This is a genomic window from Methylophaga sp. UBA2012 (assembly GCF_002335235.1).
GTDB classification, from domain to species: domain Bacteria; phylum Pseudomonadota; class Gammaproteobacteria; order Nitrosococcales; family Methylophagaceae; genus Methylophaga; species Methylophaga thalassica.
In genome coordinates this window covers 239,160-260,929 of the sequence record NZ_DDCG01000002.1, presented here as the reverse complement: position 1 = coordinate 260,929, position 21,770 = coordinate 239,160, and the positions used below count along the sequence as shown (strand labels likewise).

Sequence of the window (21,770 nt, the reverse complement as noted above, 5' to 3'; positions counted from 1 at the left end):
ATTAGTTAGATTGGTAAGCTGCTGCCACTTTTTTGTTTTTATTAAACTGGCCTAACTCGGTTTGGATCGTTTGTCTTGCATCACGACAACGTTGCTCAACATTCTGATTTAGCGTAACAATTTGTTCTATTAATGGACGCGCTTCTGACTCGTCAACATTATTATCAAGGGGAAAGATACTTTCCATTAATTCTGCTCTTAGCTTTGTCAGAGTGGAGACATCACTCCATTTGCCAGCATTCACTGCAGCACTCATGTCCTCAGTTAATCTTAATACCTGTTTTAGACGTGTTATCTCAGACATAGCTAGTGAAACTCAGGGGGAATGCCATCCCAGCCTGCTTTTATCTCTTCGAGTAACTTGGTGACTTCATCCAAAATGGCTACGTCATTACTCACATTGGCTTCAAGTAAACGCCTTGTAATGTAGTCATACAAAGAGTCTAAATTAGCAGCAATCTCTCCACCCTTTTCAGCATCCAAGCTGGTTTTCAATCCTTCAACAATCCGGATACACCATGAAATCTGATGGCCTTTTTCAGCAATTTCATTGCGGGCAATACATCCTTTTGCAGTCGCGACGCGAGCTAGTGCTCCTTCCATTAGCATCTGAATAATTCGATAGGGTGAAGCGTAATTTACTTCAGATTCTATGGCACCACGGCCATACCCTTCCATCGCTTTTTTATTCACCATTACCTGCATACTCCAATCCTTAATATAAGAATCATTCTACTTAATTTGAGTTCATCGCGGATAGTTGCGAAATCAAATAATTGCCCTGTGATTGTAAACTGCTGACCAATGTATCCATGGCTGCATACTGAGCACGCAAACGTGTTTCCGTCATTTCAAGACGTGATTCCATTTGCTCTTTTTGCGAATCCATTCTTTTTAAACGCGCATTGAGCCCTTCTTCTTTGGAGTCAATCAGTCCATCTGTTTGTAACCAGGTATCAGCTAGAGACTCTAAACGGTTAGCGAAGCCTTCACCTTCAGCTGAAAATAAATTAGCAAATGAGTTAAAGTCTGAACTTAACACCTCATTGACTTTATCTTCATCCACCGTCATCACACCATTTTTATCCAATGAAATTCCCGCTTCGATTAAATAACTAAAGCTTGAACCAGTGATGCTAGCACCTGAATTAAACACATTACGTATCTGACTTTCTATCGTTAGCAGCGTACTGTCAGCTTCTAACTGCCCACTTCGTTGAGATTTAATTTCAGTCATCAGTGCATTATATGCGGATGCAAACTCATTAACTGACTCAAGAATCGCTTCATCATTACGCGTGATGTCTAATGTGGAACTACCCACATCTTTGACATTCAACGTGACACCATCAATAGCATTAGCAATCGAGTTTGAGCTACTGGTCACTGTAAAGCCATCAATTTCTACAATGGCATCTTTCGCCGTCGAGATGGCAGAGAGGTTTTGGGTGCCACCCGAGCTGTATACGAAAGCAGATAAACCAGACGTATCAGTATCATTGCCATCACTGTCACCACTCACAGACACACTGATGGCGTTTTCAGTACCTGTTTCGTTTGATGTGAGAACTAATCTGGCGCCACTGTCATCTGTGATGATTGATGCAGTCACACCAGTGTTATCAGAAGCATTATTGATAGCGGTACGAATACCTGCGAGGGAGCTATTACTGGAGTCTATCGCGACATCGAAGCTCTCCCCCCCCACACTGATCGTTAGCGTACCTTCACCCACAGTGCTGTTGTAATCAGTAAATGCGGATGAAGCCAACTTGTCGCGAGTCGCTATCTGGGTCACATCGATATTGTAGGAGCCTGCACTGGCCGCACTGGTGGACGTTGCCGTGAACAGATCTTCGTCTTGAGAGTTAGCCTGGAACACCTTAAAACTGGATGCATTTGCCAACGACGCCATTGCCGTTTGAAAAGAATCGAGTTTACTCTTGAACGAACCATAAGCACTGATCTGTGCGTTGATAATACTCTGTTTGCTCTCGAGTCTGTCGAGCGGTTGACGCTCAAGATCCATTAAGCCTGTAACAATGCTCTCTAGATCGAGTCCCGTTCCTACGCCTAATGATGAAATTGTCGCCATGTCAATTCTCCGCCTAAACTTAATTGCAAAATTGCAGCAAGTTTTGAGCCAATCAAGCCTTTGTTTCTAACAATATACCGCGATACTTTTCCGCAGCATGTCTTGCCTCAAGAATCTCTTCTGAAGGGATCTGTCTGACCACCTCTTCAGTTTCTGAGTCAATCACTTTAATCACCGTATCCCCACTACTGTCATCGACACTAAACTGCAGGTTTCGGTTCATGTTCTGCATATAATCGTTAAGTTGAGCCACCTTATCACGCAAATCGTCTGTACGTTGTTGCTGCTGGCTATTCTGCTTCTCAGCTTCTTTCTGGAAAGCTTGAGATTGAACAGATGATTCAGTAACAGTCTCAGTCTGAACAGATTGCGTAACCGGTTTAGACTGACTAGTAACATTGTTTTGCACTGATTGAAGGGCAGATTGCACTAACAGATCATTATTAGCCATTGTCTTCCTCCTAATCTAAATACTTTGTAAACGGCATAAAGCCTGGAGAGTAGTTTACCCACCAGGCTCATGCGTTTCATCCTTTTGTTATTATCCCAACAGTGATAATGCTGACTGAGGAATAACGTTAGCTTGCGATACGATTGACACACCAGCCTGTTGCAGAATTTGCGCTTTAGTCAAAGCAGCAGTCTCAGCAGCAAAGTCGGCGTCAATGATACGACTACGTGCAGCTGTAGTATTTTCACTGAAGCTTGCCAGGTTTGAAATAACCGCTTCGAAACGGTTTTGAATCGAACCAAAAGTCGCACGCAGTGTACTCACTGTATTAATGTCAGTGTCTAATGTACCCAAGGCAGTAGTTGCACCACCTGAAGTATTAACAGCAGCAGCAGTTGTAGTCAAAGCAGTTGCTGATACAGCTACAGTATCAGTGGCATCTTGACCAACTTGGATAACAGTATTCAATCCGCTTAAAACAGCTGTTCCATTAAATTTGGTTGTATCAATGATACGTTTATTTTCTGCTTCAAGTTGAGTTACCTCAGCTTGCAGACCTGTACGGTCGGTTACTGTACCGTTAGCAGACTGTACCGCAATTTCACGAATACGTTGTAAGTTGTTACTGATTTCAGCTAACGCACCTTCAGCAACCTGGGCTAGAGAAATACCGTCAGCAGCATTACGTTGAGCCTGATTCGCACCACGAATATCTGCTGTCATTTGTTGAGCTGTGTATAAGCCTGCTGCATCATCTTTCGCACTATTAACACGTAAACCAGAAGACAAACGTTGTAACGATGTATTCAGAGTACTTTGAGATTTAGTTAAGTTACGTTGCGCATTTAATGATGCAATGTTTGTGTTGACTACTAATGCCATGAGATTTACTCCCTCATAGGGTCGAGCTATGCTCGCTTTATACATGGCGGACAAACTATGAATTTTCTAGTTTTTACCGCCTCCGAAAACATTAGCGGCAGGGAGTGAGATTTTCTTTAAGACAATTTACAAAAAAATAGGTCAGACTTTGCAAAAGTCTGACCCAGTTCACATTTTACTTTTTTCAGCTTAGCCCTGAAGCAAGGATAAGGCGTTCTGAGGCAAGGTATTCGCCTGCGCAAGGATAGAAGTACCCGCTTGCTGTAAAATTTGAGCACGTGTTAATTTCGCTGTTTCTTCAGCAAAGTCAGCATCCATAATTCGGCTACGAGCTGCACTGGTATTTTCAGACAGACTTTGTAAGTTAGAAATAACGGCTTCAAAACGGTTTTGAATCGCACCGAACGTGGCACGTAATTGGCTAAGATTATTAATATCGGTATCTAAGGTACCGAGCGCTGTCGATGCACCTGCTGATGTTGAAACGACTGCTGCTGTTGTAGCAGCAGCAGTTGCGGTAACAGTAACGGTATCAGCAGCATCAGCGCCCACTTGAAAGGTTAAAGTTACGCCACCCAACACTTTTTGCCCATTAAACTGGGTTGTATCAATAATCCGTTTATTTTCCGATTCAAGTTGAGTAACCTCAGCTTGAAGACCATTTCTATCCGTGACAGTACCGTTAGCAGACTGCACAGCAATTTCACGAATTCGTTGTAGGTTATTAGTAATCTCAGCAAGAGCCCCTTCTGCGACTTGGGCAAATGAGATACCGTCTGCGGCATTTCTCGCTGCTTGATTCGCACCGCGGATATCAGCAGTCATTTGTTCGGCTGTATATAAGCCTGCGGCATCATCTTTGGCACTATTAACACGAAGACCAGAAGAAAGACGTTGTAAAGCGGTATTAAGATCACCTTGCGATTTGGTTAAGTTCCGCTGCGCATTAAGCGACGCAAGGTTAGTATTTACGATTAATGGCATTTGAATTCTCCCATTTCAAATATTATTTGCCTGTGACCACAAGGGGTTATCAGACTCGATGGGAGTAAAGCAGTTTGCGTACCAGTTTTTTAATCGGTCAACACAAAAACCTTTAACCAATTGTTTTAATTACACTTAAACACTTTAAACCACTCATCCAAGTGATCTTCAAGGATAAATTTTTGACGTGCCCAATTTTGAAGCTGCCGTCCTTGAGCGGCAATTTTCTCCGGTTCGGCTAAAGCGGCAAGAATGGTTTCTATCCATACCTCCTCATCATTTGGAATCAATGTCACTGGCGCGCCATCTTGCTGATATGGATAGATATCGCTGGCAATGACTGGCCAGCCCATGACGCCATACTCGAGCAGCCGTAAATTACTTTTCGCATCGTTAAAAGGGTGTTCCTCTAAAGGTGCAAGAGCCAGATCCAAATCAAGATCAGCTAAAGCCTGGGGATATTGATTAAACGATACGAATTGGTGGAATTCTTTCACATAAGGCCTTAGTTCAGGTGGGCACATGCCCATAAAAACCCAATCTACTTTATCTGCTAATGATTGAACCACATTAGACATTAAGGCCAAATCGCCAGCATGCTGATGTGCCCCAGCCCAACCTACTCGGGGCTTTTTATGAGTCTTTTTCTCTGATGACGATAGGTTTAACCAGCGCCGTTTCTCAAGCCGATTAGGAATAACTGTGACATTGTCCGTATATTGACGGCATAAATCCGCCAATGGTTGAGTCGAGACAATGGTGTGATCACATAAGGCAAGTGTTTTTCTGAGCCTTGAACGCATATCCCGGAAAACCAGTTTTTTTCTCTCGCTCATTTTTGGTAAGTTGGTGACCAAGTCATCTAAGGAAAAAACAATTTTGATTTGCGTGTGCGCTTTGACTTGTTTTAGAAATTCGTAGGTCACGTCACTCAACATTTGTTGCACATAAAGCACATCTGGCTCTAGCCGCATTAGCTCGTGTAATGTCGGCAATAAGGGCTGTTCTTTAAACTCATGAAATGGCATCCATGTTAATTCAACATCACCTCGTTCTGCCAAAGCCTGCATTGGCGCAATCATTCGGTAGATACCCGAGCCTGAACCATTGATAGGAAATACAACTACACGTGTTTTGTCATGAAATCGTGGGTCCCACTGCCGTTGAATATCTACCTCAGGTGCAAAAAAACGGGAACGTAAACTCAGGTTGTCATTGTAGAAAGGATCATGAGTGAATAATTGAGACCACTTCTCGACCAATACATCTTCTCTAAGTGGGTGGTAATCAGCCACGCCATTTGACTGTTCAGCCAACTTTTTATCCTGAAATAAAGTGACATAAGGTGACCAGATAACTTTTTTACTCTGCTGCTGAATTGTGAGGCATAAATCCATTACCGAGTAACGCGTATCTGAAAATACGTTTTCACACAGGCAACCAGCTTCAATAAATGCCTGTTTTTCAATACCGAAACAAGCTGATGACACAGAGGAATATTGCTGAATACAGTGTGCACGCTCCATGTAACCAGAATCTGTAATATCCAGCCCCTGAAACATACCACTGACATCATCAGTAATTCCGAACACGCCACCTGCATGAATGACATTATTTTTGTCATCGAGGATTCGAGCACCAACAACCCCGACATCCTCTCTGGTCAACAATGGCATCATCTCATTTAGCCAATTGCCGTTCACAGCCATAGCAAAGCAGGACATAACAACAATGTAATCACCACTAGCGATTTTCACACCATGGTTAATAGCTGCCGAGTAGTTTTTCTGTTCAAAACGCGTTGAGACAAAACGTTCTCCCCACATTTCTGACATCTCAGCATACACATCCCCAAGATCTTCGACATCACTCATGACATCTACAACAACCACTTCATAGTTGATATAGGTCGTGTTGAGCTCTAACTCTTCCAAACAACGGGCAAGGAAGGAAACGTGATTATGATGAGCAATGATGATAGAAACTTTCGGCTGGTTTTTCGTGCTGTAGACCGTCTGAAATCGCGGTTTATTTTTAGGGTTCGATATCGTTGCAGAAACACCAAGCCTGTTTAGATGTGCATGGCGAGTCAACCATTCATTTTCGGCCAATAGCTCTTTATTAACGTCTAATGGAACTGATGTGAGCAATACATCGGGAATGTGAGAAAACGCTGATTGCTGATTCTGCTCATACACCTTAAATGCCATATCCGTGGTGTGCACATAAGCCAAGTTTGAATAACCACCGACCTGTTCAAAGGCTTCCCTACTAACAATAAATGAACGCCCTAAGTATGAATAGGCCCTTAAATAATCAAGATTGAACTCAGGTTTGAACCAGATATCAGCTTTAGACTCATCGACTATTTCATCACTATAGATAAACTGCGCTTTTGTCTCTAAGTTAATCGTATCCGCAAAGCTCAATAAAGCATGTGGCGCTAACTTATCACCGGGAATTAATTGCATAATCCAATCAAGCTGAGCGGCTGAAACAGCATGTTCAATATCTTCATTGAGACTTGCACCTGTGATCCGAATCCACTCAATATTCTCAGGCACATAGGAAAAAGCATCCGGGGCCGGGGTATTACTTAGAATAGTTAAACCCCAAGCTTGATAGAGCTGCTGCTCTAATGCCTCAAGCGTTTCGGATAAACGGCTAATTTCATGAGCATTTACAATGGATATTAAATGAAAACTTGGCTGTTTTCTCCAAGAATTAACCATTCTCTCAGCCATACCCGAGACAGAGGCTTCACTAGGTGCATTTCTTGTCAACCAAAGTCCATTCGTAGTCATTCTAGACGTTGGTGAAATAACGACAGACTTTATATCATCTGTATCCACTAAAGCATCTAAATGCTGATACCAACTGTAATCGATGACTTCACATGTTTTCTTGGCATTAGCCTGAGTATCGCGGATAAATGACTGAATGGTATTACGGCAAAAATTTAAGAAAACCATTTCCTCTTCTGCAACAAGATGAATGGTTTCTCTTGCTCGACTAATTTCTTCAATTGTAGGTGCTTCTGCTATGCCCGGCCCACTAATAGGGTATGTAAGGTTATCACTCAACAAATCATTCTGTAACATGACAACAGGACAACCACATAGTAATGCTTCACGTATGATCGCAGAAGGTTCGTAGCAATATAAGAGTTCAGATTTTCTAAAAATATCTGCAAGCTCAGCATGCGTCATACGAACATCTTGACAAACACTCCTTGCGCCTTTTACCTCTTCTGTGAGTTGTCCTCCTTTGGCTAGATACTTATTGGCGTAATAACATTTACCCTCACGCTTATTATCGAATGGGTTGTTATCATTATGGAAAATCTGGCTGTTAACGACAGGTACGATTAATTGAGGAAAGCGCATCCCTTCAGGAACATAGTCGTGCGTATACGTATAGATCCATTCACTCAGATCGAAGCTCTCATCACCATCAACAAACCCCGGCTTATTTAACAACCACCGGACTACAAAAGGTGCTTTGAGAGGATTGCCGTGGACCACTTCTGGATATATAACGATAGGCTGGCTATCTAAGCGACGATGACGTTCTACATCATTTAGAGACAGTCGTGGCGTTCTTAAACTATTATCCTGGATATCAGCACCAACGAGATATGCTTCCGCTCCAGCTTCATTAAGAGCATGACACAGATAGTAAAGTGCCCTGATACCAGCAGATCCTTGACGAAAACCTAAACCTTTTGTGTAGATATAATAAGGTGATCTAGACGTTAAGTGGAATGAATAATCTCGCTGGGAATGGACTACATGATAAATTTGTCGAAGTACTCTCTGAAAAAACAGCCAGCTATCAGATAGTTCAGTTCTTTCCAGAAAGCGTTCAAATGAAAATGTACTCGTAAAAATATCCTCAGTCATCAACTTCGAGTCATTAACAAAGAAAAGAATATCTTTTGATTGTCGAGTGGTTTCAGTGTCGTCATAGTCATTAAGAATAGAAAATCGAGAGCTAGATATTTCAGTATATTGCTTGTCAGCCATAAACTGAGTAAACATAGCAGCCAGACGCTTAAGCAAGATTGGATATTCAATTCCACTCGCATTTAAGTCATGCGCTTGAATCAACTGCCTAAATGAATCACGATAAAGTTGTATTTTCTGACGCTCGGTAATCCATAACCACATAAACACAACTTGTGACTGGCTATTCTGTTTGCTGGACATTTGCTGATTGTTACTATCTTTTTGCTTAGAATCACTTTCGGGGAAAGCCGTTACTACAGATTTGTGCGATGCCTCGACTTCTTGAATCAGATGCGAAACGCTGTTCGATAGCACAACATTGAGTGGTGAGTATATGAATATATTCTCTTCCCAGTCATACTCAATAAAACTTAAAGGCCAACAATCACCATATTGCTGGAGATACTTATCTGGCACGACCTCAACACTAATATCAAATTGATACTGGTACTCAGCTAAAAAATCACCAATATTCATAGGTGAATCAGCACGAACAAGAAATGTAAACGCCAAGTCTTTACTTTCAAGCCCAGAGTGAAGCATCCATGAATATAAAAAGCTCTCAGTCATCATTCTGGTTACTGGGGCATCAAAGAGAAGTGATATGACTCTTACTTTTTTAGCTGACATACTCATGCTCATATTTTTTACAAACTAAGTTGCTATGGTTCGTAGGAAGTTAACTTTTATGATGTCGTGAGACGGCACTCTCTCAACAGTAATTCTGCTTCATTGTAACCGGGCCGGATGGCTAGACAACGCATCAAGCAATCACGAGCTTGGGCGCTATTGTTCAACTCTAGGTAACATTGAGCTGCTTCAAATAAAACCCCGGGACCAGGCCACTCAGGAATTTCACTGACTGAGCTTAAAAAAATATCAATGGCTTCCGTTATTGCTCCTCTCTTTTTATGTGCTAACCCAAGCGCTTTCCTTGCTCCGCCATTTATTGGCTCATTATCGATTAACCGCATCAAGCATGAGATGGCTTCATTCAATTTCTCTGGGCTCTCTATACTCGATATCCACTTTTCCCATGGAAGTACAGACTGAGGAAACTCACGTTTCACGTGAGAAAAGACTTCGATGATTTTTTCAGGCTTTTCGTGTTCAAGCCAGCCCTGAAAGGAAGAGAAGCTACCTTCTCGCGCTAGCAATAGAGCATGCTCAAATCGTGGTGGATACCAGTTCGGTTTGACAGCTATTGCTTTTTCGAAGTATTTCTTTGCCATTAGGTCATTAGCTGAAACAACATAAATTCGTGCAATGTGATGATATGCTTCCGCCCATTCTGGATCGAGAGAAATAACCTTCAAGAAATACGGTAAGGCCTCCTGCCATAGTTGATGATCAATGAGACATGCGCCAGCATTAAAGTGAACTTCCGGATTAGAGTCATAGAACTGACACCATTGAGATAAAATATCAGTCATCTCTTGTGGTGATAGATTATCTGTCGCACGGACATACTCAATCATCGAGTTATGATATTGACGAGCTAAGCGTTTGCCTAAACGCTCCCCCGGATGATGAATATTGCCTCCGTGTTCAAAAACATACGCTGGAATATTGACCGTAGCGTCATGATACATCTCAACTAGCTCAGCAATTTCCGATGTAGGAGAGGAACAGAAAGCGACAGCTGGCCCTGATGATAGACGATTAAGAATGACAACTGAGTCAACTCGAGAAGATTCCTCAATGAAATTAATGGCCTCTAACAGATGCCAATTGAGGACATCATGACAAAAAAAGAGACAATTTGAAGAAGCAAATTTGATCGCTTCTGAGAAATCTTTAATTAGCTGGGGGTTAGCATGAAGACCATCGATAAGGACAAAATCTACTTCTCCTCCCAAGTGCTTGTTAACCGTGGACATAGTGTCAGCTGGTGAGCAAGCATCAATAACGTCGACGTTTAGCTTTTCTTCTGCAGCTATGGCAAGGGTCAGCTTCTTTCCTTCAAGAACTTGCTGTCCTTCAATCATCGCGTCCATTGCGACAACTTTAGCCTTTGGAAGACACATTGCTGTAATTAAGGTGCTCCATCCAAAAGCATTACCTATGACTAGAACATTTTTGATGTTGCTTGCCAAACTTAAAAGCTCTTCCAAAAACAACGTTTCTGAAAAGGATATACCTCTTCCTGTACTCAGTAGCTCGCCATCCTTAACCAGAGCAGTAAACCCCTCGTCAGGGTTATCCATGTAATAAGGATTCAAACCAGTGCGAACTTGGTAACCATGTCTACCATAAGCCCTGACCAGTCTGGTGAAATGACTTGCCATCAAAAATTCTTGCCGTTAAAAACGTTACATTGCTTACACACTTCTAATGGCTCTCCCCCTTCCATTAATCCATCCAGAAGACGTTGATATTTTTGACCATTCCAAAGAGATTCAAAAGACTCTACATTCAAATTGCCCATGCTTGAACGTTGTGACATTTGGCAACAAGGGTATACCTCACCACTCAAACCAACTTGCACCCAATTCAGGGGACTATTACAACGTAACCCTTCGCGAGAATATTTCTGGTAAGGGACTTTTTTATCCTTGTTATTATCGCCTGTCAGTTCAGGAAATTTTTCAGGCAATGTCAATCTGATGTTACTCGCTTTTGCAATGGCAATAACTTCTCTGAAAGTATTAAGTACTTCTTCCCTATCACAACTGTCTAGATGTTGGTCATCAACACAAAGCTTATCTGAACTCATATTGGCATAGTTTGTAGGGTTCAGATGCACAAAAATCATCTCATTTGCGCCGACTTCAACTGCGAGTCTGATAATAGCTGGCAAGTCGCTGAGATTCTCTCTCATACACACCGCATTCATAATAAATGGAATCTTAGGCGTCACAGCGTGAAAAGCATCAGAAATCTGGCCTAGAACAGTTCTAAAATGTTCAAAGGTATGGCCACGAATACTCTGGTAAAGAGGATCAGAAGTCGCTTCCAGTGAAATAATCATGTAGGAGACGAGTTGTTCTTCAGCAACCGCTTGCCAGAATTTGGGATCCTTTCGTGTCGCATTGGTAACAAAGTGTCGACCTCTAAAGCCTTGCTCCTTAGCCACTCTTAGATAATCGAGAATTTTGGGCACAATGGTGATCTCCCCAAAGTCACTGACAATGAGGCTATTAAAATTCTCTGAATTAAACTGGCTCAGATAGCTCTCAAATTGAGGTAAGGACATCGTAGACATTCCCTCATAGCGGGTCTCTCTTGGACAGTGACCGCAAATTTGATTACACCGTGTTGTGATTCCGACTTGTAGAACTTGAAAATCAGTCGGCATCGCTATTTGAGTGTGAATAGATGTGCGCTTTTCAATAGTCACTTCTTTAGCAATATTTGCCATCTCTCTCTCCTTATCTCTGCTTTGATACAGAACATGAGTTACTACTAAAACGCATTACCGTTCAGGAATATGAATATCAGGGTTATCAGCATCAAACTTCATAGTTAGCGCATTTATCCATTTTGTATTTTCGTGACAATAAAATGTGTGGATTTCCATCGGCTCAATAATGAAGATATCAAGTGATTTGAATTCGTGAACTTCCTTACCCTTACTTTCAGAAATTATTTCAATGTCACCACGTCCCTCAATGATGAAAAAAAACTCCCGGGTATTTTTGTGATAATGATTTCCTCGTTTATTACCCGCCTTTGTCTCCAAGAAGTTAATTTCCTGCCACTCAGAGTGATTTAGTAAACCGAGTAGATAACCCCGTTCATCTTCAAAGGTTTGATACGGCGATAGAATTTTCATCGAGTACCTCCAGTGAGTTCAGGTACGCATGATGCGTGCCAATGGTGACATCAAGTGACTCACAGGTCATGGTATTTTCTAACGACAAATCACCGAATAAAAATGGCACTTCACCATGCAGTCGACTGGCTTGAAGAATTAATTCATCATCAAAACCAGCACTTCTGGCAAATAACTTAGCAAAGAAAAATCGCGATATTCTCTGTCCACAGACGTGATAGACCCGATTAGATAATTTTGGCGTCATCACGAGTTTATCTAAAACGTTCAAGAAATCTTTATAAAAAGTGGGTGAGTAGAAAGCATCATCAAAACAGTCGACCGCTTTACCGCTTTGTAACTGCTCTCGAAGAAATCTCAAGAAGGTCGCTTCTCCGTCATAAAGTGCACTTAGTCTTAAGACATAAAATTGGTCGCTCAAGATTAAGCCATTCAGTTCAGCTGAGGCCTTAGTTTTCCCATAAACTGTCAGAGGAGAAATAGGATCGGTTTCTCTATATCCACCTCGGTCACCTGAAAACACATAGTCACTTGAAATATATATTATTTTTGCATCAGGAAAGGCTTTTATAAGATTGAGCGTTGTTTGCACATTCGCCTGATAAGCCAGACTAGGATCACGCTCACATCGCTGTATATTCTTATCACCCGCCGCGTGAATAATCACATCTGGAGAGACAGTCTGTGCCAGCTCAACAACCGCACGTTCATCAGACAAATCACATGCGGCTATATTTTGGTCAATATCACCATGCTGGCTAACACCTAAAATCTGCCATTCGCTATCAAATGCCGTTTTAATGTGTTGGCCGACATAACCTGTGGCACCCGTTAACAGAATACTCATAGCCCCATTGTGCTCCATACAGGGTGAGCTAGGTCGTATAACGGTAGGATGCATACCTTTCCTTCTAAGTAGTTTATATCCTGATAAATACTTGGTCCTGAAGCACCTGCTGTCAAAATGAGAATATCCATATCAACCTGCTCTAACTCAGTCATTGCAAAGACAGGAATCCCCATAAACGCACTCGATTTTAGCGAACGGTCCACGATGCCAATAATTTGCAGATTAGGAGTGATATTACTGATGAGATCGAGTGTTGTCTGCCCCATTCCAGAGATACCATAAATGACCACTCTCATGTTTTGTTTAGCAAAAACAGGGAGCAACCTTCTCAACCTTTTTACGTACTCAAAGTTATCAATGTAGGGAAATGCAGAACTCAAATATTCAGGCACTGAAATTACAGCTTCAGTGACGATACGACCTGTTGGTATGGTCGCCAGCTCCTCTTGACTGCTTGTATCAAAGAAATAATCCAAGAATGATTCAAGTTTATGCCCTGGCACAATGTAGTTGTTCAACAAATGTATCTTGGCATTTTTCTTGATTCCAAGAAGGATTGTGGTCTTCTCATCACCTAGTAGTGGAAAGAGAATTTCATCGTCGACAGCGCCATCAAGCAAGGTAGAGTGCTTCTCAACCAGTTTTGGTTGAAGCGGGTTGTAGGTGAGATTACCTTCAAAATCAATATAGCTACTGACTTCGAGTATCTGATCAGGAAACCGCTTTAAAAAAGGACTTAATGTAGCGTAGGAAACAGTGAGCTTGTCGAACCTGCCAGCTTGAATATGAATCCACTGGTCATCTCTAAACTGCACAGTCTTATCTTTAATTTGCTTTTGAAATGTCTGCAATGCTTGCTGTGAGGTAATCGAGATAACTTCAACATCAGGTATTGATGGTGAAGTTTGCTTCTCTGATGGGTAGAGCTTCTCCATTGTGTCAAAGAGGGTGCCCACACGATTATCCAAGGTATGTTCAGCCAAACTCCGCTGGTAAGCCGCATCGGCTATCTGTTCTCGTTCTTTATTATTTTCGAGGAAATATTCTACTTTTGAGAATAAAGCTTCATCATTATCATAGAAAACGATCTCTTTATCCGGCTCATAAAGCTCTGCCAGTTCCGAATTAGTATTTGTAATTTGGAAAGCTCCACAGCCAGGCACCTCGAAGTGACGAAGTTTTGTTTGAACAGCATCAGTTCCATCCGATGACCAAGCAGGATTAAAAACAATCTTTGTTGAATTAAGGATTTTTACCATCTCTTCCTGCGATGGCACACCACCAGCATACTCAGAAAGTGTTGGATGTTTATCCCATCCATAGCCGAATATTTTAAAAAGCCAGCCACGGGACTTAGCAAGCGTTGCTAGTTCTTCAAGAATTTTTTCTCGTTGCTGTCCATCTTCTAAATAGGATTTGTCATCAAGTTCATTCACTTTATGTTTACCGAAAAAGACAATATCAATCGATTTCGGAGAATCATCCAAGCGATAGCATTGACGTTGATTGTAGCCCCATGGCAGGTATATCACCCTATCTGTCCAGCCACTTTGCTTCCTTCTCTCTACACCACGAGATGAGTGAGAGGCAATCACATCGTAATGATGATCAAACTGTGTGTTTCTTTGGTACCAAACCTCTGGCTCATCATCTGGAAGAAAGGTAGCGATCTTGATTCCTGCTGAACGTATCTTTTCAAAAAACGTATCTGGGTAATCAGCAAAAATCCAATCATGATAGAAGAATATGTAGTCAATATGCTCACGACGAATTAAGTCGTATATATAGGCACAATGAAAACTCTCAGGCTGAGTCGAGTAACGTTCTTTGTTTACCAACAGTGGTGCAGCATTGACACAAATAACTTGCTCACCCAGTACTGCCTGAAGTGCATCAAACCAATTTTCTCGTATATATGGAACCCATAATGCTCCAATAGCCAATACCCTCATGAGTTATACGAAAAAATCTGACCACGCCGGCTCACACCAGCGGTAATGTTGCCTGCCAAGTATGAAGCGACACTCTCTACCTCTTGATACCCATCTCGATTCTCAAATGTGTATGGGATAAAAGCACCTTTGAAGGTGATATCGTTTTTCAGCACGTCCAACTCAGGCTTAAGCATGTCACTAAGAAAATGACTATTACCGGAGAAAGCATGAATCTTATCTTCTGATAGCACGGGAGAAAATTCATCTTTAAATCGAACAGGTGTTAAAACATGTACATCCAGACCTAACTTCGCAAGAGAGGTAATGATCCAACGAGTAAGATGTACACGTGAGGACTGCATCACAACGACGCTATCACCCTTATTTAGATTACTTAGCGTTTGTTTCAATTTTATGGTGACTTCTTCCGCCGGAAACGCTCTTTCTACCTGAGCTTGATCGAAACGTCGATATGCCTCTTTGACATAAGCCTCAAGCTCTTTTGCAGTGAAGTTTTCTGTTCTCGAGACCGCTACCGTTGATCCATTGTAATCATCCCAATCTTTGGAAACGATCCAACCTTTTTCATCGTATAAACGATACATTTCTGTCCCAGGGAATGGCGTAGCAATAGAGAATTGAACAGTATCAGCCGGCAAGCCACAAGCCATATCAATTGTATTCTCAATAGTTTCAGCTGTATCACTAGGTAAACCAAATGTGAACGTGAGATGTACGCGAATACCCAGCTCTGATGTCAGCTTGATCATCTCAATATTTTTTTCGGCATTCATCCGTTTATCAATTTCATCTAGGATTCCCTGCTCGGCTGACTCTACACCATATTTAATACTGAATAATCCAGCATCTTTTAGCGCTTCCAATGTCTGCCTGTCCATCAAATCGGCTCTACCCATCGTTGACCATGGGATACGATTACCAATACCAGAAGACTTCATCTTAGCGGCTAGCTCAAGTACAAACTTTTTATTGATATTTACCGTATCATCATCGATATAAATACTCTTGTAAGGCACCTTTTCTAGATTTGCTTTAATTTCCTCTATGACATCGTCAGTCGTGCGCATGCGATAACGAGGACTACGGAATAACATTTGCGGCCATGCGCAAAAAATACAGCCGTAAGGGCAACCACGTGTAGCCATTAACTGCAATTGAGGGCGCTCAAGTCCACATACACCATCAAAATAATTCAGGTTTGGTAAGCCTTCACGTTCAGCCCAAGGCATAGTGGAAAGGTCTGGCAATCTGCCATACTCATTTTTTTTCACCTGGCTTACTTCGATAGTCTCAGACACTTCTTGTTCTGATTCCTTTTCAGCTTCATTTCGATGTATTTTTCCATTATCCCTGTATATCAACGCAGGAATATCTTCCAATGAGCGGTCGTCTCTGAGCGCGCATAAAAGCTGGATTACGGTTGTTTCGTATTCACCATAAATGGTGAAATCGATAACCGGGTTTTGTTCCAAAAACGTTTCATCTTCAAACTCGGTATGAAGTCCTGTAAACGCTACTTTGACGTCAGGAAGCAGCGTCTTGATCCGACTCACGATCTTGAGATCGGTTTTTACAGTTGGGGTTGAGCTCTCGATAACGATGAAGTCAGGTCGGCTTTCTTTGATGAACTGATAGAAACTATCAAATGTTTCACCCATTGAAAGCGAATCACGAATAACTGTCTCAAACCCTTCTCGCTTCGCATAGGCTGCGCCAGTAGCTAGCCAGACAGGAAAGGGTAAATAGCCTCCGATATGTTCCTGAATGATGCCATCTACAACTGTGTGCGAATGCACTTGAAAAGTATGTGGCCAGCGGGAACCAGCTCTTACGCCTCGCCAGCCAGGCGTCTCTGGTGTGGCTTCTTTGTACCATGGAGGATTCGAAAATAATACTTTCATAGCCATTGCCTTTCGTAGTGCAGCAAAATACGTGTTTTACTGTTTATTATTATCAGAGTTAATGTTGTTTTCATTCCAGCACAGTGATACCAGAAGCCCAATATTCTGCCGTCTGATTAAAATGAGGTCGCTTATTAAACGTTAAGTTATAACCATACGCTTCAAAATGATAATTCGCTTTGGGATTATCCGTCTCCATACCAGCTAACCATAATAGCGGAGGATAACCATCTTTCCTGAACAATAACTCTGGCACCGAAATAAAAGCTGCTGTTGTGTCATAGGCTCCGGACAAAAGAAAATTCTCAGGAAATAATTCAATTTGCTGCCTCGCGGCCTCAACAGAAAAGCCTAACAAGCAAGGAAAATACAACCCTACAACTGCAGACTCTCTTACATTGTTAAGTAAATACTGCTGCCGTCCAGATGCAGCTGGTGTGAGTTTAGCCACTAAAGACTCTTCAACATGATTCGTAAAGTCAGAGTCGGGAAGGTTATCTGAAAAAATCTGGGCTATGGCTGGCAAAAAACGCTGTTCCAGTTCTTGCCCAATATCATTCTGATGAAGCTGAGGAAGAATAAAAGGAATCGCTGGTCCATTTAGTATGTTTTCCATGCTCGAATGCTTAGCAATGGAGGCTTTAATAGCATTTACTTTATTCTCAAAGGCCGAAAATGCCAACACCTTCTCAATGTCAAAAACACTTTGATGGCGATAGTATATCTGCTGTAAATCAATTTCCGGTGTATCTAAGATAAAGTAACGTCTTGTTTTTTTATGGGCTTGAGCTTGTATGCTGCCAGGAAGACATCGACCATGAATATCGAAGCATTCTTTGGTATCTAAAAGCTGTGATGAAAGTTGCGAATTCAATATGGTCATTACCTATTCCGATTAGACTAGTGCCTTTGTTTGCTACCAACTTAAGCAAACTTCATACCTATGGTCATAAGAGTCTGATTAAACAGACAAGTTAGATTAATCAAACAATGAGTCGTTATCTGAAAATCCTTCACCCCAAGGAAGCGGCAGAAATTTGGCGTTTGCTGTTTTTTCTGTGTGAATACGAATAAATTTTTCATCCTCACCAATGAGACAATCAGGGCGATGAGGGCCAAGCCATGGATTTCGCATACCTCGATCCAAAATATCTTTTAATGAAGTCTCTTTTAAATTACCGATGGAAAAATCAATGTAAGGGCAAGGTGTAATCTCCCCTGTTGATGTCACCGTTATTATGCCTTTTACCGTGATGCAGCCTTTGTATGAGCCGTATGAAGGTGTCATGTGGGTGAACACAGAATATTTTTTCTCAAGCTCTCTAACACGATCAGCATCTTCTTTAGTGATGACAAACTCAGGATGTTCTGTACACGACCCCGTTGGCTTCGCATACGATACATATAACCCCACACCTTTTTCTGTACAGAACTCACACAAATCAATAAATTCTTGTGTGTGAACACGACCTTTAATGAGTACGGTTGATAATAGCAAGTTCAGACCGGCATTCAATGAGGCATCAATTGCCCGCATCACTCGCTTGTACGAGCCTTTTTTATTTCTGAATGAATCGTGTTCTTCTTCTATGAAACTATCGAGAGAAAGTTGAATTTTCTCTACACCAATAGCCTTGAGGTGTTGGGCTTTTGCATCATCTAAAAACCAGCCATTTGTATCTAAAATGACATAATGTTTATCCGGATCTATCGCTTCAACCACTTCATCCAGATCACGCATCACTAAAGGTTCGCCACCAGTGATAACGAAACGAGCTAAACCCAATTCATCTGCTTGTTTTGATAAATTTCTAATAAACGCTAAATCAATTTTTTCACGCTCATCCTGGACATGGAGCACTTTTTCTAAATGTCTATCCATGTAGTACTCAGCAGAGCAATGTGAGCATTGGAAATTACACAAGTAACTTTTTTCCAGCCTAATGATGGGACTGATTTCTCCCCGCTCTTCCATATTTTTGATATTTGCCAGTTTGTCTGCGATGTAGGGCTTTCTTGCTCGAAGATCACTCCTTTTCGCTTGTTCAGCTGGTGTAAGCATATTTTCTTCTCGGTATTGGAGTTGATTGATTAGAAATAATCATTGAATACAAATTATATCGACTAGATTCATCTTAACATTAATTCAATAATGAAATTGACGTGGGTCAATCTCATCTTGGTGCGCTTGATACCACTGCAAAAGTGAGCTCAGTGAAGTTTGTATTGGTGTTAATTTGAGATCCGGTATTTCTTTTAATAGACGACTATTGTCACCACTATACTCATGTCGAATCTGTTGGTTATGGATAACAATATCAATCTGTTCTGATGACGCGAGTTTCGCTACACTCCCTGCCAACTCAGCGTACTCATGAGCCATTCCAGAACATATGTTGTATACCGAGTGCTGTGGCTGATGCTCAACAAACCACTGGACGATTTTGCTTAAGTCTTTAATGTAAAGAAAATCTACTTTTGCATTTTGCTGCACGGTAATCGATTGATTTTTTATTGCGTGACAACAAATATTTGAAAGAAACCGGTAACGCCAATCATCTAGCTCCCCAAACACACCAAACAAACGCAAGTTGATAATTTGGCTTTTTGCTTCTGCAATTTTGGTCATTAAGTACTTCGAATAACCATATTGGTCCTCAGGCACATGTTGATCAAAGTACGTCTCACGCATTTTTGGTATCCAGTGAGGGCGACTGAACTCTGCGCCTGAACCGAAATAAAGTAGCTTTCCGTAGTCATGCTCGCAGCGAACAAGATTTGTGAACATCCTCAAGTTGTATTCGAGAACCATCGAAGGGTCCTTTTTTGACCCCTTTGGAGCAGCATCATAGGTAGCAGTGTGGATGATGCCATCAAAATGATGATGCCGAAGAAATTCTGAAACATGATTAGCGTTGAGTAAGTCCAGCTCCTTCCTAGAGCAGACTGTTAAATCGTATTTTTCTACAAATTCACGAGCAAGACTTCTCGCAATAAAACCATTGCCGCCAGTAATTAATACTTTCTTCAAAATTCGCTTTCTCGACTTCCCGCTCAGTCGTCTTCAAGTAAAGAAGTAAGAGCATTTACTTGCGACAGACAGACGCCGTCATAACCTGACCAATCACCATATCCCCATGCCACGGCAACGAAATCAACCTGATTTGACAATGCTGCGATCTGATCATCTGTGCGATCACCAATATATACAGCTTGGGAAGGTTCTACCTCGTACTCGTGCAACATATTTGATAACAACTTGGTTTTACTCTGCTGCTCTTTGGGTAACATATCAACACACTGTATCGATTCGAACAGACTATTCCAGTTAAGTTCGTTTATCACACTAAAGGTCGGCTCTGTTCGCTTATTCGTGGCTATAAATAGTTTTTTATGACAGGCTTTCAATTGATTTAAAACAGCCTCAATACCAGAATAGGAAAGCGTCTCTTTTTCAACTATGGCGTCATACCTTTCCTTAAAGCACTGAGTCATTTCACTCAATGTTTTTTCAGAAACGTCACCCACAAGCATTTTCATCGTCTCAGGAAGGGGGGGTCCGATAATGCCTTGTTCAATCTTGACCTTGGGCTTCATATCAAAAGTCTGCATCACAAATTCATAGCTCGATAGGATACAGGCAGCCGAATCTACCAACGTGCCATCAAAATCAAAGAAAATATATTTTTTATTCTTCAGTACAGTCACTGCATTACTCCAGAATTTTCAACTTGGCACCATCAACCACGGCAATACCAGGATTATTCAATCTCATCGTTTTCAGAATCGTGTAAATTTCATCCGAAAAACTACCTGCCATGATAATGATGGCCGAGATGGGTTCCTGCTCTAATTTTGCTGGGGCGGTGATAGGGATGTGGGTAGCTGGTGTTAATTTATTTTGTTTGAATGTAGCTGAATCCACTACAAAACGAATCTTACCACTGAGATCGGCCAACGCCATAATGGCCAAAGCCTGATGGCCTGCCCCCCATATAGCAACAGAATTGGAGGGAAAAGTGTTGATGTAGTGATCGAGTTGTCGCTTTAGATCATGCTGAAACAATTCAAACCGCTTTAGGTTTTTGCTGGCACGTTTTCTAACCACAGCTGAAAGATTGTATTCATGCCATACCGCCTGACAAGACAACACCTCAAAACCAGCTAAATTGAGCGTAGTTATCAACGTTTCTTTAGTAAAGTAAGACAGATGGTCAGGTATAAACTCTGAAAAAAGCTCCTGCTCTATTATCATCTCAAAGTTTGGTACCTCAACAAGTCCAATCGCATCACTTTTGAGGTTGTCAGCAATCGCTTGTAAGGAATGAACAGGAGATGGCAAATGTTCTAAAAAGTTGAGCATGACAAAAGCATCAAACGGGTAAGCAGCAACTCTGGTAAGCCGGTCTTCAAGAAATAGTGTTTCGACATTTAGTCCCTGAGATTGGCAATGCTCTGAGGCTAGTTCGCCATATTCAACACCGTAGGCATCAACACCTGTTTGTGCCAAAATCTCTAAATATTCACCTCTGCCACAGCCAACTTCTAACACTTTTTTCTGATGCAGTTGGTACTTTTCAACCCAGTCTGTAAATTGAGCACGACGAAAAGCGGCCATCTCAGACGAAACCGATGCCGCTCTTATGACTTCCCGATAATAACTGACAGGCTCAGCACTTAGCTGGATCAAACCGCAGGCGCCACACTCATATACATGCAAATCGACACCAGAATCATTGCCAACATTGAATTCATCAGGAAAATACTGGGCAGATTTTGGCATACCACAATAACTCAGCGACGGAGTGGCACTAAGTGCCGCATCACAAACTCGACAGTGTAAACTCATGGTTTTTTTGATTCTTGAATA

The 21,770-nt window shown here is 41.7% G+C and carries 18 protein-coding genes; all 18 read right to left on the bottom strand.

Going from position 1 to position 21,770, the window contains the following annotated elements; translation table 11 throughout:
* Position 1: 1 nt before the first annotated feature.
* A complete protein-coding gene (locus B2248_RS02935) occupies positions 2–304 on the bottom strand; it encodes a flagellar protein FliT (protein WP_273178859.1) in 303 nt (100 codons plus the stop codon).
* 2 nt (positions 305–306) lie between these two features.
* The gene (fliS, locus tag B2248_RS02930; protein WP_273178861.1) at positions 307–705 is read right to left on the bottom strand and encodes a flagellar export chaperone FliS; all 399 of its coding nucleotides are present in this window, start codon (positions 703–705) and stop codon (positions 307–309) included.
* A 31-nt stretch (positions 706–736) separates the two neighbouring features.
* Positions 737–2,095 carry a flagellar filament capping protein FliD gene (gene fliD, locus B2248_RS02925; protein WP_273178863.1) on the bottom strand — a complete coding sequence of 453 codons (1,359 nt, stop codon included), beginning with the start codon at positions 2,093–2,095 and terminating at the stop codon, positions 737–739.
* A 52-nt stretch (positions 2,096–2,147) separates the two neighbouring features.
* A complete protein-coding gene (locus tag B2248_RS02920; protein WP_273178865.1) occupies positions 2,148–2,546 on the bottom strand; it encodes a flagellar protein FlaG in 399 nt (132 codons plus the stop codon).
* Between the two features lie 90 nt (positions 2,547–2,636).
* Complete coding sequence (locus tag B2248_RS02915; protein ID WP_273178867.1) at positions 2,637–3,428, bottom strand: flagellin; 792 nt, start codon at positions 3,426–3,428, stop codon at positions 2,637–2,639.
* Positions 3,429–3,617: 189 nt separating this feature from the next.
* Positions 3,618–4,412: a flagellin gene (locus B2248_RS02910; protein WP_273178869.1), complete on the bottom strand. Its 795-nt coding sequence runs from the start codon at positions 4,410–4,412 to the stop codon at positions 3,618–3,620.
* A gap of 125 nt (positions 4,413–4,537) precedes the next feature.
* Positions 4,538–9,049 (bottom strand): glycosyltransferase, encoded by a 4,512-nt coding sequence (locus tag B2248_RS02905; protein WP_273178870.1) that lies wholly within the window; start codon positions 9,047–9,049, stop codon positions 4,538–4,540.
* A gap of 56 nt (positions 9,050–9,105) precedes the next feature.
* On the bottom strand, positions 9,106–10,707 hold the full coding sequence (locus tag B2248_RS02900; protein WP_273178871.1) for a tetratricopeptide repeat protein: 1,602 nt from the start codon (positions 10,705–10,707) through the stop codon (positions 9,106–9,108).
* Positions 10,707–11,780, bottom strand: a complete 1,074-nt coding sequence (locus B2248_RS02895) for a radical SAM protein (protein WP_273178872.1) — start codon at positions 11,778–11,780, stop codon at positions 10,707–10,709. Before B2248_RS02895 ends, B2248_RS02900 begins: the two co-directional genes overlap by 1 nt.
* 54 nt (positions 11,781–11,834) lie before the next feature.
* Entirely contained in the window at positions 11,835–12,194 is a 360-nt protein-coding gene (locus B2248_RS02890; RefSeq protein WP_273178873.1) for a cupin domain-containing protein, read from the bottom strand.
* Complete coding sequence (locus B2248_RS02885) at positions 12,163–13,041, bottom strand: SDR family oxidoreductase (RefSeq protein WP_273178875.1); 879 nt, start codon at positions 13,039–13,041, stop codon at positions 12,163–12,165. Before B2248_RS02885 ends, B2248_RS02890 begins: the two co-directional genes overlap by 32 nt.
* On the bottom strand, positions 13,038–14,987 hold the full coding sequence (locus B2248_RS02880) for a glycosyltransferase family protein (RefSeq protein WP_273178876.1): 1,950 nt from the start codon (positions 14,985–14,987) through the stop codon (positions 13,038–13,040). Before B2248_RS02880 ends, B2248_RS02885 begins: the two co-directional genes overlap by 4 nt.
* Before the next feature lie 5 nt (positions 14,988–14,992).
* Complete coding sequence (locus B2248_RS02875; protein ID WP_273178878.1) at positions 14,993–16,900, bottom strand: B12-binding domain-containing radical SAM protein; 1,908 nt, start codon at positions 16,898–16,900, stop codon at positions 14,993–14,995.
* A gap of 70 nt (positions 16,901–16,970) precedes the next feature.
* Entirely contained in the window at positions 16,971–17,783 is an 813-nt protein-coding gene (locus B2248_RS02870) for a hypothetical protein (protein ID WP_273178879.1), read from the bottom strand.
* A 96-nt stretch (positions 17,784–17,879) separates the two neighbouring features.
* On the bottom strand, positions 17,880–18,962 hold the full coding sequence (locus B2248_RS02865) for a radical SAM/SPASM domain-containing protein (RefSeq protein ID WP_273178881.1): 1,083 nt from the start codon (positions 18,960–18,962) through the stop codon (positions 17,880–17,882).
* Positions 18,963–19,046: 84 nt separating this feature from the next.
* On the bottom strand, positions 19,047–19,931 hold the full coding sequence (locus tag B2248_RS02860; RefSeq protein ID WP_273178882.1) for an NAD-dependent epimerase/dehydratase family protein: 885 nt from the start codon (positions 19,929–19,931) through the stop codon (positions 19,047–19,049).
* Between the two features lie 23 nt (positions 19,932–19,954).
* Entirely contained in the window at positions 19,955–20,608 is a 654-nt protein-coding gene (locus tag B2248_RS02855) for an HAD family hydrolase (protein WP_273178884.1), read from the bottom strand.
* A gap of 4 nt (positions 20,609–20,612) precedes the next feature.
* Complete coding sequence (locus B2248_RS02850) at positions 20,613–21,749, bottom strand: class I SAM-dependent methyltransferase (RefSeq protein WP_273178885.1); 1,137 nt, start codon at positions 21,747–21,749, stop codon at positions 20,613–20,615.
* Positions 21,750–21,770: the final 21 nt, after the last annotated feature.

Coding starts and splice junctions, on each gene's coding strand:
- B2248_RS02935 (WP_273178859.1), bottom strand. CDS start 304: ATGTCTGAGATAACACGTCTAAAACAGGTATTAAGATTAACTGAGGAC.
- fliS (WP_273178861.1), bottom strand. CDS start 705: ATGCAGGTAATGGTGAATAAAAAAGCGATGGAAGGGTATGGCCGTGGT.
- fliD (WP_273178863.1), bottom strand. CDS start 2,095: ATGGCGACAATTTCATCATTAGGCGTAGGAACGGGACTCGATCTAGAG.
- B2248_RS02920 (WP_273178865.1), bottom strand. CDS start 2,546: ATGGCTAATAATGATCTGTTAGTGCAATCTGCCCTTCAATCAGTGCAA.
- B2248_RS02915 (WP_273178867.1), bottom strand. CDS start 3,428: ATGGCATTAGTAGTCAACACAAACATTGCATCATTAAATGCGCAACGT.
- B2248_RS02910 (WP_273178869.1), bottom strand. CDS start 4,412: ATGCCATTAATCGTAAATACTAACCTTGCGTCGCTTAATGCGCAGCGG.
- B2248_RS02905 (WP_273178870.1), bottom strand. CDS start 9,049: ATGTCAGCTAAAAAAGTAAGAGTCATATCACTTCTCTTTGATGCCCCA.
- B2248_RS02900 (WP_273178871.1), bottom strand. CDS start 10,707: ATGGCAAGTCATTTCACCAGACTGGTCAGGGCTTATGGTAGACATGGT.
- B2248_RS02895 (WP_273178872.1), bottom strand. CDS start 11,780: ATGGCAAATATTGCTAAAGAAGTGACTATTGAAAAGCGCACATCTATT.
- B2248_RS02890 (WP_273178873.1), bottom strand. CDS start 12,194: ATGAAAATTCTATCGCCGTATCAAACCTTTGAAGATGAACGGGGTTAT.
- B2248_RS02885 (WP_273178875.1), bottom strand. CDS start 13,041: ATGAGTATTCTGTTAACGGGTGCCACAGGTTATGTCGGCCAACACATT.
- B2248_RS02875 (WP_273178878.1), bottom strand. CDS start 16,900: ATGAAAGTATTATTTTCGAATCCTCCATGGTACAAAGAAGCCACACCA.
- B2248_RS02870 (WP_273178879.1), bottom strand. CDS start 17,783: ATGACCATATTGAATTCGCAACTTTCATCACAGCTTTTAGATACCAAA.
- B2248_RS02865 (WP_273178881.1), bottom strand. CDS start 18,962: ATGCTTACACCAGCTGAACAAGCGAAAAGGAGTGATCTTCGAGCAAGA.
- B2248_RS02850 (WP_273178885.1), bottom strand. CDS start 21,749: ATGAGTTTACACTGTCGAGTTTGTGATGCGGCACTTAGTGCCACTCCG.